This is a genomic window from Blastococcus sp. SYSU DS0552 (genome assembly GCF_054050815.1).
This window is the reverse complement of the sequence record NZ_JBJHAB010000003.1, coordinates 172,485-187,670: the sequence shown is the minus strand read 5'-3', so window position 1 is coordinate 187,670 and position 15,186 is coordinate 172,485. Positions and strand designations below refer to the sequence as shown.

Sequence of the window (15,186 nt, the reverse complement as noted above, 5' to 3'; positions counted from 1 at the left end):
GTCGTGGCCGCCTGCACACCACTGTCTCACCGAGGAGCACTGCCGCTGTGAAGAGCACCATCGAGGAACTGGGCCCCACGCGGGTCCGGATGGCGATCGAGGTGCCGTGGGGGGACCTGGACCACGCCTTCGGTGAGGTCTACAAGGAGCTGGGCAAGCAGGTCCGCGTTCCCGGGTTCCGCCCCGGCAAGGTCCCCAACCGCGTGCTCGACCAGCGGCTCGGCCGGCCCGTCGTCCTGGAGCAGGTCGTCCAGCACGCCGTTCCGGAGATCTACTCCGAGGTCATCCGCGAGAACCAGGTCCGCGTCCTGGGCCAGCCCGACATCGAGGTCACCCGCCTCGACGACAACGACACCCTCGCCTTCACCGCCGAGGTCGACGTCGCCCCGCAGCTGGAACTGCCGGAGCTCGACTCCCTGGCCGTGACCGTCGACGACGTCGAGGTCACCGACGAGGAGATCGACCAGCAGGTCGACGTCATGCGCGAGCGCTTCTCGATGCTCACCGGCGTCGAGCGCCCCGCGCAGGACGGCGACTTCGTCTCCATCGACCTGGAAGCCAAGCTCGACGGCGAGGTGCTGGAGGACGGCTCCACCACCGGCATGTCCTACGAGGTCGGCTCCGGCAACCTCATGGAGGGCCTCGACGACGCCGTCCGCGGGCTGTCCGCCGACGAGTCGGCGACCTTCCAGACCGCCCTGCTGTCGGGCCCCGACGCCGGCCGGCAGGCCGACGTCACCGTCACCGTCCGCTCGGTGAAGGAGAAGGAGCTGCCCGAGCTGGACGACGAGTTCGCCCAGACCGCCAGCGAGTTCGACACCCTCGAGGAGCTGCGCGAGGACGTCCGCACCCGGCTGGCCCGCTCCAAGGTGATCCAGCAGGGCGCCCAGGCGCGCGACAAGCTCGTCGAGCACCTGGTCGAGACCATCGAGGTGCCCATCCCCGAGAACCTGGTCGAGCGCGAGGTGCAGTGGCGCAACCAGGCCTTCGAGCGGGAGCTCCAGCAGGCCGGCATGGACTGGGACGCCTTCCTGCAGATGTCGGGCGTGGAGAGCCGCGAGGACTACGAGGCCGACCAGCGGAAGAACGTCGAGCAGGCGGTCAAGACGCAGTTCATCCTCGACGCCATCGCCGACGCCCGTGAGGTCACCGTCGATAACGACGACCTCTCGGCGCAGATCATGGCGCAGGCGCAGCGCAACCGGATGAGCCCGGAGCAGTTCGCGCAGCAGCTGCAGCAGAGCGGCAACATCGCCGAGTTCGTCGCCGACGTCCGCCGAACCAAGACCCTGGCCCAGCTGCTCGAGCAGACGACGATCACCGACGAGTCCGGCCGGAACGTCGACCTGGAGGCCCTGCGGCCGAAGACGGTCCAGGCGCCCGCCGAGGAGACCCCCGCCGAGGAGGAGCCGGCCGAGGACGACGACATCGCCGTCCAGGCCGTCGCCACCGAGGCCGCCGAAGGGGCGACCGAGGACACCGAGGACGTCACCAAGGCCTGAAAGAGGACCCCCTCCTCCTCACCACGAGCACGCTCGCGGTGAGCCCCTGGAGGGGGCCGGTGCACCGACGACGCCGTTCCGCCCACCTGGGCGGGGCGGCGTCGCGGCGTTCCGGGGCCGGTCGCTGCGCCGACGGCGAACACCGCCGCCACGGGGACTGTCCCGTCGCAGGTCCGCGTTAGGGTCGAGAGGACTCAGGCGATCGCCGAGGGGTACCGCCCCCCGGAGGGCCGAACCGGGCCCGCACCGCACCGAGACCGACTTGCCACGACACGCGTCCTACGGAGGTCACCGCACCCGTGAGCACCACCGACCCGAACCTGGCCGGCGCGCCGATGCTGCGCGCCGCGGCCGGGGGGATGAACCTCAACGACTCGGTCTACGAGCGCCTGCTCCGCGAGCGCATCATCTTCCTGGGCACCCAGGTCGACGACGTCATCGCCAACCAGCTCGTCGCCCAGATGCTGCTGCTCTCCGCCGAGGACCCCAAGAGCGACATCCACCTCTACATCAACTCGCCCGGTGGCTCGGTCACCGCCGGTATGGCCATCTACGACACGATGCAGTTCATCGACTGCGACGTCGCCACCTACGGGATGGGCCTGGCCGCCTCGATGGGCCAGTTCCTCCTGACCGCCGGCACCAAGGGCAAGCGCTACGCCCTGCCGCACGCGCGGATCCTGATGCACCAGCCCTCGGCCGGCGTCGGGGGCACGGCCTCGGACATCGCCATCCAGGCCGACCTGTTCCGGCGGACCAAGCAGGAGCTGTCGGAGCTGCAGGCGCAGCTCACCGGGCAGACCGTCGAGCGGATCATCGAGGACTCCGACCGCGACCGCTGGTTCACCGCGCAGGAGGCCCTCGAGTACGGCTTCGTCGACCACGTGGTCAGCCGCGCGACGATGACCGACTCGGCCAACCCGGTCTCGGACAACTGACGGTTCGGAGGAGAACCCCATGAGCTTCCAGATGCCCTCCAGCCGTTACATCCTGCCCTCCTTCGTGGAGCGCACGAGCTACGGCATGAAGGAGTCCAACCCCTACAACAAGCTCTTCGAGGAGCGCATCATCTTCCTCGGGGTGCAGGTCGACGACGCGTCGGCCAACGACGTGATGGCGCAGCTCATCACCCTCGAGTCGGCCGACCCGGACCGCGACATCACCATCTACATCAACTCGCCCGGTGGCTCCTTCACCTCGCTGATGGCCATCTACGACACGATGATGTTCGTCCGGCCCGACATCCAGACCGTCTGCATGGGCCAGGCCGCCTCGGCCGCCGCCGTGCTGCTCGCGGCCGGGACGCCGGGCAAGCGGCTGGCGCTGCCGTACTCCCGCGTGCTGATCCACCAGCCCTCCGGCGAGGCCGGCGGCCAGGTCTCCGACCTGGAGATCCACGCCGCCGAGATCGAGCGGGTGCGCACCCAGATGGAGCAGATCCTCGCCCGGCACACCGGCCGCAGCCAGGAGCAGGTCCGCAAGGACATCGACCGGGACAAGATCCTCACGGCCGAGGAGGCCAAGGAGTACGGGATCGTCGACCAGGTGATCCAGAGCCGCAAGCTCAACGCCCTCCCCACCGCCTGATCCGGTACGGGCCGGGGACGCGCGAGGCGCGTGTTCGGCCCGTACCGTCGGAGGTCGGAGGGCACGACGGGACAGATGAGGGACGGCCACGGACGAACCGGGTGAGTCATTGCCTCACCTCGTCCGCGGCGGCAGGTACGTTCGGCGAACGCCCGATCCCCGGCCGGAAGCGCTGGGAGGAGAGCCTCGCGGGGCAGCCTGTCAGCGAGGTCGAACGGGGCAGAAATCTTCAGCAGGGTCCAACCCGCGGGTACCTGGCACCAGGACCGGCGACTGTCGAGGTGGAGGTCAGCAGGTGGCACGAATCGGTGAGAGCGGTGACCTGCTCAAGTGCTCGTTCTGCGGGAAGAGCCAGAAGCAGGTCAAGAAGCTCATCGCTGGCCCCGGGGTCTACATCTGCGACGAGTGCATCGATCTCTGCAACGAGATCATCGAGGAAGAGCTCTCGGAGTCGTCGGACCTGAAGTTCGACGAGCTGCCGAAGCCCAAGGAGATCCACGACTTCCTCGACCAGTACGTCATCGGCCAGGACAAGGCCAAGAAGACGCTCTCGGTCGCGGTCTACAACCACTACAAGCGGATCCAGGCCGGCGGTGACCGCGCCTCCCGCGAGGACGCCGTCGAGCTGGCCAAGTCCAACATCCTGCTGATCGGCCCCACCGGCTGCGGCAAGACGCACCTCGCCCAGACGCTGGCGCGGATGCTCAACGTGCCGTTCGCCATCGCGGATGCCACCGCCCTCACCGAGGCCGGCTACGTCGGCGAGGACGTCGAGAACATCCTGCTGAAGCTGATCCAGGCCGCCGACTACGACGTCAAGCGGGCAGAGACCGGCATCATCTACATCGACGAGGTCGACAAGATCGCCCGCAAGAGCGAGAACCCGTCGATCACCCGCGACGTCTCCGGCGAGGGCGTGCAGCAGGCGCTGCTGAAGATCCTCGAGGGGACGACGGCGTCGGTGCCGCCGCAGGGTGGCCGCAAGCATCCGCACCAGGAGTTCATCCAGATCGACACGACGAACGTGCTGTTCATCGTGGGCGGTGCCTTCGCCGGCCTGGAGCAGGTCATCGAGGCCCGCGCCGGCAAGCAGGGCATCGGCTTCGCCGGCGAGATCCGCGGCAAGCAGGAGATCGAGGACGCCAACGCCTTCGCCGAGGTCATGCCCGAGGACCTGCTGAAGTTCGGCATGATCCCGGAGTTCATCGGCCGGCTGCCGGTCATCACCAGCGTGCGGAAGCTGGACCGCCAGGCGCTGATCAACATCCTGACCCAGCCGAAGAACGCCCTGGTGCGCCAGTACCGGAAGCTGTTCGAGCTCGACGGCGTGGAGCTGGAGTTCACCGACGACGCGCTCGAGGCCGTCGCGGACCAGGCGATCCTCCGCGGCACCGGCGCCCGTGGGCTGCGCGCGATCATGGAGGAGGTGCTCCAGTCGGTGATGTACGACATCCCCAGCCGTGAGGACGTCGCGTCCGTGGTGATCACCAAGGAGGTCGTGCTGGAGCACGTCAACCCGACGATCGTCCCGCGCAAGCCCACCCGCGCCCCCCGCGAGAAGTCGGCCTGATCCGCAGCTGACGCCGCGAGCCCGTCCCCGACATCGGGGGCGGGCTCGTGCTGTTCTCGCCCCGTTCAGCCCTCGCCGCGGGTGTCTGCTCGCGCCGCCCCGCCGCCCCGCCGCCCTCCCGCTCGGAGCAGGGGGTGTTGTCCCGGTACCCGGCATTCCGGACGACCGGATGTCCGGTCACGGGACGACGCCGAGTCGCTGCCGGTAGATCTGAGCGATCTGCGCGCGGCAGCTGGCCGGCTCCGAGGTGGCCCGCCGGTAGCTGAACCGCAGCGTCTGCCACCCGAGCGCGGCGAGGGAAGCGTCCCGGCGGAGGTCCCGTTCGCGCGCGTCCTCCGACCCGTGGAACGCCGCCCCGTCCAGCTCGACCGCCAGCCGGACCTCGGGCCAGGCCGCGTCCAGGAGAACCGGCCCTTCCGGCAGGAGGACCCGGTGCTGGCGCCGGCACTCCGGCAGACCGGGAACGGTGAGGATGTGCTGGAGGCCGAAGATCTCCAGCTCGCTGTGGCTACCGCCCGCGACGAGCGCCAGCAGCTCGTGCAGTGCGGACCGCCCGGGCAGGTTCGGGCGACGGGCCAGCTCGCCCGTCACCTCGGCCGCATCCACGCTCCGGCGCTGCACCGCACGGAGCACCGCGGCTCTGGCGAGTCGGGGGGAGGCCCGCATCGCCGTCGCGCGATGGGCATCGCCCCAGGTGTCGACCAGAGCCCGGGGGACCGGGGTCGTCACCAAGCCGCGCGCAGCGGTCAGGCCGAGCGGTGTCCGGCTCCGGTGGACGCGCACCCACCGGGTGGTCCGGACCCTCGATCCCGCCGGCACCGTGACGTCCAGCTGCGTGTACTCCTCCCCGAGGCCGTGGACCGCGAGCGCGCTCCAGTGGCTGAGCGGCCCGCCGCAGTAGGACGTGGCGGCATGGGCGCGCACCGCCCAGTCATCGGCGAGCTGCGGGACGGTGACCCAGCCGGGGTGCAGCCGCACGAGCCGGCCGGAGGCCAGCCACCGGCTGATCGTGCGCGGGTCGACGTGCTGCGCGAGGGCCGCGGTCGAGGCCACCCGCATCGGGTCGAGCAGCCGGAGGATGTCGTGCACCGGCCCAGCCTGCTGGCCGTGGTCCTGGCGCGGGGCAGCTCCGGCGAACCTGTGGACGACGTCGGAAGCGTTGGCCCCGTGATGGGCATCGCGGCCGCCCGGATGTCCGCCGGAGGGACAACGCCCGCGGAGTCAGTCGCCGCGGACGCGGCGCCCGCTGCCTGCCGGACCGCGGCGGCGGGAGCGGTAGCGTCTCGGTGTGACCACCCGCTACGTGGCGCTGCTGCGGGCGATCAACCTGGGCGCCACGCGCCGGGTCTCGATGCCGCGGCTGCGCGAGGTCCTCACCGAACGCGGGTACGGCGCTGTCCGCACGCACCTGGCCAGTGGGAACGTCATCCTCGACAGCGCGCTGCCCGAGGCCGAGCTCGCCGCCGACCTGACCGCGGCCATCGCCCAGCACTTCGCCCTCGACGTCCCCGTGGTGGTGCGGACGGCGGACGAGCTCGCCGAGGTCCTGGCCGTCGATCCGCTGGGCCACCTCGCCGACGACCACGCCCGCTACTCGGTCACGTTCTTCCCCGAGCCGCTGGACCCCGAGCGCGTGGCGGCGGCACCCACGGCCGAGGGCGGCGAGTACGTGGTCCGCGGCCGGGAGGTCTACCTCTGGCTGCCGGAAGGCATGCAGGGCAGCGCCATGGGCGGGTGGAAGTGGGACCGCATCCTCGGCCAGGCCGGCACCAACCGGAACTGGAACACGGTGACGAAGCTGGTCGAGCTGACCCGCTGATGCGGTTGCCGATGCGCGCCGGGGGTGCGTTCCAGCCGACGGAACGCGCCCCCGCCGCACATCGCTACGACGGCCGGCGGGGTCAGGCCTCCGGGGCCGGCGCGAGGACGACGTCCACGGTGAGCTCACCCTCGCCCGGGCGCACGGTCAGCGTCTGGATCCGGCCGGCGTCGACGAGGTCCGAGCGCGCCGCCTCGAGCGCGGGCACCTGCGCGGCCGGGGCGGTGACGGTCGCCGTCTCCACCTCGGCGCGCATCGACTGCTTGGCGTCGGACTTCGCCTTGCGCACCCCGGCCAGCGCGGCCGCGGCCACCGAGACCACCGCGGGGTCGCCCCCGGTCGGCAGCTCCGTCGCGGTCGGCCACAGCGCCCGGTGCACCGAGCCGGTCTGCCACCACGACCAGACCTCCTCGGTGACGAACGGCAGCACCGGGGCGAACAGCCGCAGCTGGACGTCCAGGGCGATCGCCAGCGCCGCCTGCGCGGAGGTCGCGGCCGCATCCGACCGGTAGGCGCGGGACTTCACCAGCTCCACGTAGTCGTCGCAGAACGACCAGAAGAACGCCTCTGCGACCTCGAGGGCGCGGGTGTAGTTGAACGCCTCCATCGCCGCGGTCGCCTCGTCGACGACGCCGGCCAGCCCCGCGAGCAGCGCCCGGTCGATCGGCTCGGTGACGTCGTCGGCCGTCAGCGCCGCCGAGGCGCCCAGACCCAGGACGAACTTGCCGACGTTGAGGATCTTCATGGCCAGCCGGCGGCCGACCTTCATCTGCGCCTCGTCGAACGGCGAGTCCGCACCCGGGCGCGCCCCGGCCGCGCGCCAGCGCACCGCGTCGGTGCCGTACCGCTCCAGCACGTCGATCGGCGTCGTCGCGTTGCCCTTGGACTTCGACATCTTCTTGCGGTCGGGGTCGACCACGAAGCCGGAGATGGTGGCGTGCGTCCACGGCACCGTGCCGTGCTCGAAGTGCGCGCGGACGACGGTGGAGAACAGCCAGGTGCGGATGATGTCGTGCGCCTGCGGCCGCTGGTCCATCGGGAAGACCTTGGCGAACAGCTCCGGGTCGGTGTCCCAGCCCGACGCCACCTGCGGCGACAGCGAGGAGGTCGCCCAGGTGTCCATGACGTCGGGGTCGGCCATGAAACCGCCGGGCTGCCCGCGCTGCGCCTCGTCGAAGCCGGGCGGCACGTCGGAGGACGGGTCGACCGGCAGCGACTCCTCGGCCGCGAGGATCGGGTTCTCGAAGTCGGGCTCGCCCGCCTCGTCGAGCCGGTACCAGACCGGGAAGGGCACCCCGAAGAAGCGCTGGCGGCTGATCAGCCAGTCGCCGTTGAGGCCCTCGACCCAGTTGTCGTAGCGGTGGCGCATGTGCTCGGGCACCCACTGGATCTCCCGGCCGCGGGCGACGAGGGCGTCGCGCAGGTCGCCGTCGCGGCCGCCGTTGCGGATGTACCACTGGCGGGTGGTGACGATCTCCAGCGGGCGCTCGCCCTTCTCGAAGAACTTCACCGGGTGGGTGATCGGCTTCGGGTCGCCCTCCAGGTCGCCGGACTCCCGCAGCATCTCCACGATGCGCTGCTGCGCGCTGAAGACGGTCTTTCCGGCGAGCTCCGCGTACGGCTCCGCGGGGACGTCGGCCGGCGGCTCGGCCAGGATGCGGCCGTCCCAGCCGACGATCGCGCGGGTCGGCAGCTGCAGCTCGCGCCACCAGGTGACGTCGTTGAGGTCGCCGAAGGTGCAGATCATCGCGATGCCCGAGCCCTTGTCCGGCTCGGCGAGGCGGTGGGCGACGACCGGCACCTCGACGCCGAAGACCGGCGTCCGGACCGTCTTGCCGAACAGCGGCTGGTAGCGCTCGTCGTCGGGGTGGGCGACCAGCGCGACGCAGGCCGGCAGCAGCTCCGGGCGGGTGGTCTCGATGAACACCGGGCCCTCGGGGCCGGAGAAGGCGATCCGGTGGTAGGCGCCGGGGCGCTCCCGGTCCTCGAGCTCGGCTTGGGCGACGGCGGTGCGGAAGGTGACGTCCCAGAGGGTCGGCGCCTCCTGGGCGTAGGCCTCGCCGCGGGCGAGGTTGCGCAGGAACATCCGCTGGGCGGTGGCCCGGGAGGACTCCGAGATCGTGCGGTAGACGTTCGTCCAGTCCACCGACAGACCCACGCGGCGCCACAGCTTCTCGAACTCGGCCTCGTCCTCCTCCGTGAGCTGCATGCACAGCTCGACGAAGTTGCGCCGCGAGATCGGCACCTGGTCCTTGCCGGGCTTCGCGGGCGGCTCGAAGGACGGGTCGTAGGGCAGCGCCGGGTCGCACCGCACGCCGTAGTAGTTCTGCACCCGCCGCTCGGTGGGCAGGCCGTTGTCGTCCCAGCCCATCGGGTAGTAGACGTGCTTGCCGCGCATCCGCTGGTAGCGGGCGACGATGTCGGTGTGGGTGTAGCTGAAGACGTGGCCCACGTGCAGCGAGCCGCTGGCGGTCGGCGGCGGGGTGTCGATCGACCAGATCTGCTCGCGCGGCGCGGTCAGCGCAGCGGCGCGGTCGAAGCCGTAGGTGTCCTGCTCCGTCCAGCGGGCGATCCACTTGTCCTCGAGCCCGTCGACGGTCGGCCGGTCGGGTACGCCGACGGTCGCAGCCGGGGCAGTCGTGTCCGGGGGCGCGATGTCGGGAACCATGTCACTCATCCTAGGAACTGCACGACTGGCATCCTGAGCAGGATGAGCAACAGCAGCACCGGTGACATGGCCCGGGTGGAGAAGGAGCTGCTGGCCCGCTGGCCGGAGAGCCGCCTGGAGCCCTCGCTCACCCGCATCAACGCCCTGGTCGACCTGCTGGGATCGCCGCACCGGGCGATGCCGGTCATCCAGGTGGCGGGCACCAACGGCAAGACGACGACGGCCCGGATGATCGACGAGCTGCTGCGCGGCTTCGGCCTCCGCGTGGGCCGCTTCACCAGCCCCCACCTGGAGTCGATCCGCGAGCGGATCGTCGTCGACGGCGAGCCGGTCAGCGCCGAGCGGTTCGTCGAGACCTACGAGGACATCGCGCCCTACGTGCAGATGGTCGACGCCGCGGGCGAGGTCCCGCTGAGCTTCTTCGAGGTCATGGTCGGCATGGCCTACGCGCTGTTCGCCGACGCCCCGGTCGACGTCGCCGTCATCGAGGTCGGCATGGGCGGCACGTGGGACGCGACGAACGTCGCCGATGCCCGCGTCGCCGTCGTCACCCCGGTCGACCTCGACCACGCCGAGTACCTCGGCCCGGACGTCGCCACGATCGCGGGGGAGAAGGCGGGGATCATCAAGCCCGACGCCATCGCGGTGCTGGCCCGCCAGCAGCCCGGGGCGCTCGACACCCTGGTCCGTCGCGCCGTGGAGGTCGAGGCGGTGGTCGCCCGCGAGGGCACCGAGTTCGGCGTGCTGGAGCGCACGGTCGCCGTCGGTGGGCAGCAGGTGCGCCTGCAGGGGCTCGGCGGGGAGTACGAGGAGGTCTTCCTCCCGCTCTTCGGGGCGCACCAGGCGCAGAACGCGGTGACGGCGCTCGCCGCGGTCGAGGCGTTCCTCGGCGCGGGCGCGGCGACCGGCCCGATCGAGCAGGAGACCGTGCGCGCTGCCTTCGCCGCCGTCCGGTCACCCGGCCGGCTGGAGCGGGTGCGCACCAGCCCGACGGTGCTGGTCGACGCGGCGCACAACCCGGCCGGCATGCGCGCGACCGTCGAGGCGCTCCGGGAGTCCTTCGACTTCACCCGGCTCGTCGGCGTGGTCGGGTGCGTGCACGGCAAGGACGTCGCCGGGATGCTGGCCGCCCTGGAGGAGGTCTGCGCCGAACTGGTCGTCACCCAGAACAGCTCGCCGCGCGCCATGCCCGCCGACGAGCTCGGCGCGCTGGCCGTCGACGTCTTCGGCGCCGACCGGGTGAGCGTCCAGCCAGAGCTGGGTGAGGCGATCACCGAGGCGATCGAGCTCGCCGAGGCCGGTCCGGACGACGCCCTGGGCGGCTCCGGCGTGCTGGTCACCGGCAGCGTGATCACCGCCGGCGAGGCCCGCACGCTGATGGCCCGGGGCTCGCGGTGACCGCGGCCGACCCGCTGCGCGCGGCGAAGGCGCTGCGCGGAGCCGCGGCCGCGATCCTGGTGCTGGAAGGCATCGCCGTCCTCTTCGTGCCCCGCGGCATCGCGCAGACCGAGGAGGGGCTCGGCGCCGTCCGGTTGACCGTCCTGCTGGTCCTGGCGGTGGTGCTGATCCTCGCGTCCGGCCTGCAGCGCCGGGAGCGAGGTCTGCTGATCGGCACCGTCCTGCAGGTGCCGCTGCTGCTCACCGGCCTGCTCAACGCCGTCATGTGGTTCGTGGCGGGGGCCTTCCTGCTCATCTGGGCCTACCTGCTGCAGGTGCGCAAGGAGCTGGTGGGCACCCCGTTCGGGCCGGTCGAGGAGCCCCGGGGCACCGACGCCGACGGCGGTGGAGCGGCCACCCCGTAGGCTGCCGCCCCGTGACCGAACGCACTCTCGTCCTCGTCAAGCCCGACGGCGTCTCCCGTGGCCTGGTCGGTGAGGTGATCACGCGGCTCGAGCGCAAGGGGCTGCGCCTGGTCGCCGCCGAGCTGCGCACCCTGGACCGGGAGACCGCCGAGACCCACTACGCCGAGCACCGCGAGCGGCCGTTCTTCGCCGACCTGGTGCAGTTCATCACCAGCGGCCCGCTCATGGCGCTGGTCGTCGAGGGGCCGCGGGCCATCGAGGCGTTCCGCGCCCTGGCCGGTGCCACCGACCCGGTGAAGGCCGGCCCAGGGACCGTCCGCGGCGACTTCGCCCTCGAGGTGCAGAACAACATCGTGCACGGCTCCGACTCGCCCGAGTCCGCCGAGCGCGAGGTGAAGCTCTTCTTCCCGAACCTGAGCTGAGATCTCTCCTCGTCGCCGAGATCCCGTGATCTCGGCGCGCAGATGCGCCTGATGTGCCGAGATCGCGTGATCTCGGCACATCAGGGGGCGGGTCAGGAGTCGGCGTCGGCCGGCTCCTCGGGGGCGGTCCAGGCCAGGTGCCAGTAGGACAGCAACCCGGCGGAGAACCAGAGCAGGAAGCCCAGGCACAGCGCGAGGTCCACGTGCTCGGTGAGCGCGACGAGCGTGACGGCACCGAACCAGGCGGCGAAGTGCAGGGCGGTGCTCGGCCAGCCCACTGCGCTGTACGACCGCTCGCGCACCCGCTGCTGATGCTCGTCGAGCGACCGGGTGCTGCGGTCGAAGACGCCGCGGATGCCCAGGTTGAGCAGTGAGTGCAGCGGGATGAACGCCAGCATCCCGGCCGTCCACGCGGCGAAGAACCACGTCGACCATCCGGTGCCGCTGATCGCGGCGGTGAGGGTGGCCGCGATCAGCGCCACCAGGAGGACGGCCTCGGCGACGACGGCGCGGCGGCGGTTCGTCAGCGAACGGGCCCAGGCGTATCGCCCGTCCTCGAACGTGCGGGCGAGATAGGTCTGCTCGGGGGAGATGGTCACGACGTCCTCCTGAGGAGTTCCTGGCTGAGCGAGGGCAGCGGGTCGAGGGAGAAGATCGCCTCTACCGGCAGGTCGAAGTAGCGGGCGATGCGCAGGGCCAGGGCCAGCGACGGGCTGTACTCGCCGCGCTCCACGTAGCCGATCGTCTGCGGATGGACGCCGACGGCGTCCGCGAGTTCCTTCCGGCTCACGCCACGGTCGGCCCTGAGCACGGCGATGCGGTCGTGGACCTTGTCCGCCTCACCCTTCGGCTGTCTTCCCATGCGACAAACCGTAGCATAAATACAGCGGGACGGCGCAAGGGTCGTTGTCCTGGCTCACCGTGTGGGGTCCTGGCTCACGGTCGACGCTGAGCCAGGACCCCTAACGATCAGGTCACCTGATCAACACGGGCCCGGCGAGGCGGCGGCTACCCTGGACCGGTCATGACTGCAGAGCTCCGCACCACCGCCGGCGAGTCGCTGTACCCGCGACTCGAGCCGCTGCTGGCCCAGATCCAGAAGCCCATCCAGTACGTGGGTGGTGAGCTCAACGCCCAGACCAAGCCGTGGGAGTCCGCGGACGTGCACTGGGCGCTCATGTACCCCGACGCCTACGAGGTGGGGCTGCCCAACCAGGGGCTGATGATCCTGTACGAGGTGCTCAACGAGCGCCCCGACGCCCTGGCCGAGCGCACCTACGCCGTCTGGCCCGACCTCGCCGCGCTGATGCGCGAGCACGGGGTCCCGCAGTTCACCGTCGACGGCCACCGCTCCGTGCGCGACTTCGACCTCCTGGGCGTCAGCTTCGCCACCGAGCTGGGCTACACCAACCTGCTCGAGGCCCTCGACCTCGCCGGGGTCCCGCTCCACGCCGTCGACCGCGACGAGACCCACCCGGTCGTCGTCGCCGGCGGGCATGCCGCCTTCAACCCCGAGCCGGTCGCCGACTTCGTCGACTGCGCGGTCCTGGGCGACGGCGAGCAGGCCGTCGGCGACATCACCGACGTCGTCAAGGCGTGGAAGGCGCAGGGGCGCCCGGGCGGCCGCGACGAGCTGCTGGTCCGCCTGGCCCGCGTCGACGGCGTCTACGTGCCGCGCTTCTACGCGTTCTCCTACGGCCCCGACGGCACGATCGCCGCGGTGACCCCGACGCGCGACGACGTCCCGGCGAAGGTCGGCAAGCGCACCGTCATGGACCTCGACGAGTGGCCCTACCCGAAGCAGCCGCTGGTGCCGCTCGCCGAGAGCGTGCACGAGCGGATGAGCGTGGAAATCTTCCGCGGCTGCACCCGCGGTTGCCGGTTCTGCCAGGCCGGGATGATCACCCGCCCGGTGCGCGAGCGGACGATCACCGGCATCGGCTCCATGGTCGAGCAGGGGCTGAAGGCCACCGGCTACGAGGAGGTCGGCCTGCTCAGCCTCTCCAGCGCCGACCACTCCGAGATCGGCCAGGTGGCCAAGCAGCTCGCCGACCGCTACGAGGGCACCAACACCAGCCTCAGCCTGCCCAGCACCCGCGTGGACGCCTTCAACGTCACGCTGGCCAACGAGCTCTCCCGCAACGGCCGGCGGAGCGGGCTGACCTTCGCCCCCGAGGGCGGCAGCGAGCGCATCCGCCGGGTCATCAACAAGACGGTGTCCAAGGAGGACCTCGTCCGCACGGTGACGACGGCGTACGCCAACGGCTGGACGCAGGTGAAGCTCTACTTCATGTGCGGGCTGCCGACCGAGACCGACGAGGACGTGCTGGAGATCGCCGAGCTCGCGGTCGAGGTGATCCGCGCCGGCCGCGAGGCGAGCGGCCGCAAGGACATCCGCTGCACCGTCTCCATCGGTGGCTTCGTGCCCAAGCCGCACACGCCGTTCCAGTGGGCGGCCCAGGCGAGCGCCGAGACCATCGACCACCGGCTGCGGGTGCTGCGCCAGGCCATCAACGCCGACCGCCGCATCGGCCGCTCCATCGGCCTGCGCTACCACGACGGCAAGCCCGGCGTGATCGAAGGCCTGCTCTCCCGGGGCGACCGCCGGGTGGGCCGGGTCATCGAGCGGGTGTGGCGCGAGGGCGGCAAGTTCGACGGTTGGAGCGAGCACTTCTCCTACGAGCGCTGGACCCAGGCCGCCGCCGAGGAGCTGGCCGCCTTCGGGGTCGACCTCGACTGGTTCACCACCCGCGAGCGCACCGAGCACGAAATCCTGCCCTGGGACCACCTGGACTCCGGCCTGGACAAGGAGTGGCTCTGGGAGGACTGGCAGGAGGCCCTGTCGGAGGAGGAGGTCGCCGACTGCCGGTGGACCCCCTGCTACGACTGCGGGGTCTGTCCCACCATGGGTACCGAGATCCAGATCGGGCCGACGGGGCGCAGCCTGCTGCCGCTCACCGTCGTCTGAGCGGGGGAGACCACATGGCTCGCCAGCCCGAGGGCCCGCCGCCGCCGCCCACCGTGCAGAAGCTGCGGATCCGCTACGCCAAGCGGGGCCGGCTCCGCTTCGCCTCCCACCGCGACCTCGCCCGGGCCCTGGAGCGGGCGCTGCGCCGGGCCCAGGTGCCGATGGCGTTCTCCGCCGGGTTCAGCCCGCACCCGAAGATCTCCTACATCGGGGCCGCGCCGACCGGGTCGGCCAGCGAGGCGGAGTACCTGGAGATCGGGGTGGCGATCCGCTGCGACCCCGAGGCGGTGCGGGTCGCGCTCGACACCGCGCTGCCGCCGGACATCGCCGTCCTGGAGGTCGTCGAGGCGCAGGAGGGGACCGGGTCGCTGGCCGACCGCATCGACACCTCCGTCTGGCGCGTGGAACTGCCCGGCGTGCGCCTGGAGGAGCTCGCCCCGGCGGTCGAGAAGTTCCTCGCGGCCGACGTCGTCACCGTCGCCAAGCGGACCAAGAACGGCCTCAAGGACGTGGACGCGCGCCCCGCCGTGGCCAGCGCGTCAGCGTCGGAGGAGGCAGGTTGTGCCATACTGCACATGGTCGTCCGGCAGGTGACGCCCGCTGTACGACCCGACGACGTGTTGGCCGCCCTGGCTGCCGTCGCCGACCTGCGCCCGCCGTTGCCCCCCCGGGCCGTGCGTGAGGCGCAGGGCCGGCTCGACGACACCGGGACCGTGGCCGATCCGTTCGGTCCTGACCGTGCGGCGCGCACCCGCTGCCAGGGGGAGCACGCGACGGTCTGACCGGCGGACGCCCGGAGACCGCGCGCTGTCGAGCGCCACGGCTGCCAGACGTGACGCGCCCGTTCC

The 15,186-nt window shown here is 71.5% G+C and carries 14 protein-coding genes; 10 read left to right on the top strand and 4 right to left on the bottom strand.

Features of this window, described 5'->3' with window-relative positions:
• The first annotated feature begins 47 nt into the window (after positions 1-47).
• The 4 genes from tig (at position 48) to clpX (ending at position 4,659) form a co-directional block, all read left to right on the top strand.
• A complete protein-coding gene (gene tig, locus ACI8AG_RS04545) occupies positions 48-1,502 on the top strand; it encodes a trigger factor (RefSeq protein WP_456587613.1) in 1,455 nt (484 codons plus the stop codon).
• A gap of 299 nt (positions 1,503-1,801) precedes the next feature.
• On the top strand, positions 1,802-2,440 hold the full coding sequence (locus tag ACI8AG_RS04540; protein WP_456587612.1) for an ATP-dependent Clp protease proteolytic subunit: 639 nt from the start codon (positions 1,802-1,804) through the stop codon (positions 2,438-2,440).
• Between the two features lie 19 nt (positions 2,441-2,459).
• Positions 2,460-3,089, top strand: coding sequence for an ATP-dependent Clp protease proteolytic subunit (locus ACI8AG_RS04535; protein WP_456587611.1), 630 nt, complete (start codon positions 2,460-2,462; stop codon positions 3,087-3,089).
• Between the two features lie 295 nt (positions 3,090-3,384).
• Complete coding sequence (gene clpX / locus ACI8AG_RS04530) at positions 3,385-4,659, top strand: ATP-dependent Clp protease ATP-binding subunit ClpX (protein WP_091935355.1); 1,275 nt, start codon at positions 3,385-3,387, stop codon at positions 4,657-4,659.
• A gap of 177 nt (positions 4,660-4,836) precedes the next feature.
• Here the strand turns inward: clpX and ACI8AG_RS04525 are convergent, their stop codons facing one another.
• Complete coding sequence (locus tag ACI8AG_RS04525; protein WP_456596082.1) at positions 4,837-5,748, bottom strand: DUF559 domain-containing protein; 912 nt, start codon at positions 5,746-5,748, stop codon at positions 4,837-4,839.
• A gap of 199 nt (positions 5,749-5,947) precedes the next feature.
• On the opposite strand from ACI8AG_RS04525, the gene ACI8AG_RS04520 reads away from it, so the two are divergent.
• Positions 5,948-6,478, top strand: coding sequence for a DUF1697 domain-containing protein (locus ACI8AG_RS04520; RefSeq protein WP_456596081.1), 531 nt, complete (start codon positions 5,948-5,950; stop codon positions 6,476-6,478).
• Between the two features lie 82 nt (positions 6,479-6,560).
• Here ACI8AG_RS04520 and valS read toward each other — a convergent pair whose 3' ends face one another.
• On the bottom strand, positions 6,561-9,146 hold the full coding sequence (gene valS, locus ACI8AG_RS04515) for a valine--tRNA ligase (protein WP_456596080.1): 2,586 nt from the start codon (positions 9,144-9,146) through the stop codon (positions 6,561-6,563).
• Positions 9,147-9,188: 42 nt separating this feature from the next.
• On the opposite strand from valS, the gene ACI8AG_RS04510 reads away from it, so the two are divergent.
• From ACI8AG_RS04510 to ndk, 3 genes are read left to right on the top strand one after another with little or no spacing between them, the layout of a single operon-like run.
• On the top strand, positions 9,189-10,544 hold the full coding sequence (locus ACI8AG_RS04510) for a bifunctional folylpolyglutamate synthase/dihydrofolate synthase (RefSeq protein ID WP_456596079.1): 1,356 nt from the start codon (positions 9,189-9,191) through the stop codon (positions 10,542-10,544).
• Positions 10,541-10,948 (top strand): DUF4233 domain-containing protein, encoded by a 408-nt coding sequence (locus ACI8AG_RS04505; RefSeq protein WP_456596078.1) that lies wholly within the window; start codon positions 10,541-10,543, stop codon positions 10,946-10,948. The genes ACI8AG_RS04510 and ACI8AG_RS04505 overlap by 4 nt, the downstream gene beginning before the upstream one ends.
• An 11-nt stretch (positions 10,949-10,959) precedes the next feature.
• Positions 10,960-11,370 carry a nucleoside-diphosphate kinase gene (gene ndk, locus ACI8AG_RS04500; protein ID WP_456596077.1) on the top strand — a complete coding sequence of 137 codons (411 nt, stop codon included), beginning with the start codon at positions 10,960-10,962 and terminating at the stop codon, positions 11,368-11,370.
• 92 nt (positions 11,371-11,462) lie between these two features.
• On the opposite strand, the gene ACI8AG_RS04495 is transcribed toward ndk, so the two are convergent.
• Positions 11,463-11,969 carry a hypothetical protein gene (locus tag ACI8AG_RS04495; protein ID WP_456596076.1) on the bottom strand — a complete coding sequence of 169 codons (507 nt, stop codon included), beginning with the start codon at positions 11,967-11,969 and terminating at the stop codon, positions 11,463-11,465.
• Positions 11,966-12,232, bottom strand: coding sequence for a helix-turn-helix transcriptional regulator (locus tag ACI8AG_RS04490; protein ID WP_456587602.1), 267 nt, complete (start codon positions 12,230-12,232; stop codon positions 11,966-11,968). The genes ACI8AG_RS04495 and ACI8AG_RS04490 overlap by 4 nt, the downstream gene beginning before the upstream one ends.
• A 162-nt stretch (positions 12,233-12,394) precedes the next feature.
• Between ACI8AG_RS04490 and ACI8AG_RS04485 the strand changes: the two genes are divergently transcribed.
• The gene (locus tag ACI8AG_RS04485) at positions 12,395-14,338 is read left to right on the top strand and encodes a TIGR03960 family B12-binding radical SAM protein (RefSeq protein ID WP_456596075.1); all 1,944 of its coding nucleotides are present in this window, start codon (positions 12,395-12,397) and stop codon (positions 14,336-14,338) included.
• Between the two features lie 14 nt (positions 14,339-14,352).
• Positions 14,353-15,120, top strand: coding sequence for a TIGR03936 family radical SAM-associated protein (locus ACI8AG_RS04480; RefSeq protein WP_456596074.1), 768 nt, complete (start codon positions 14,353-14,355; stop codon positions 15,118-15,120).
• Positions 15,121-15,186: the final 66 nt, after the last annotated feature.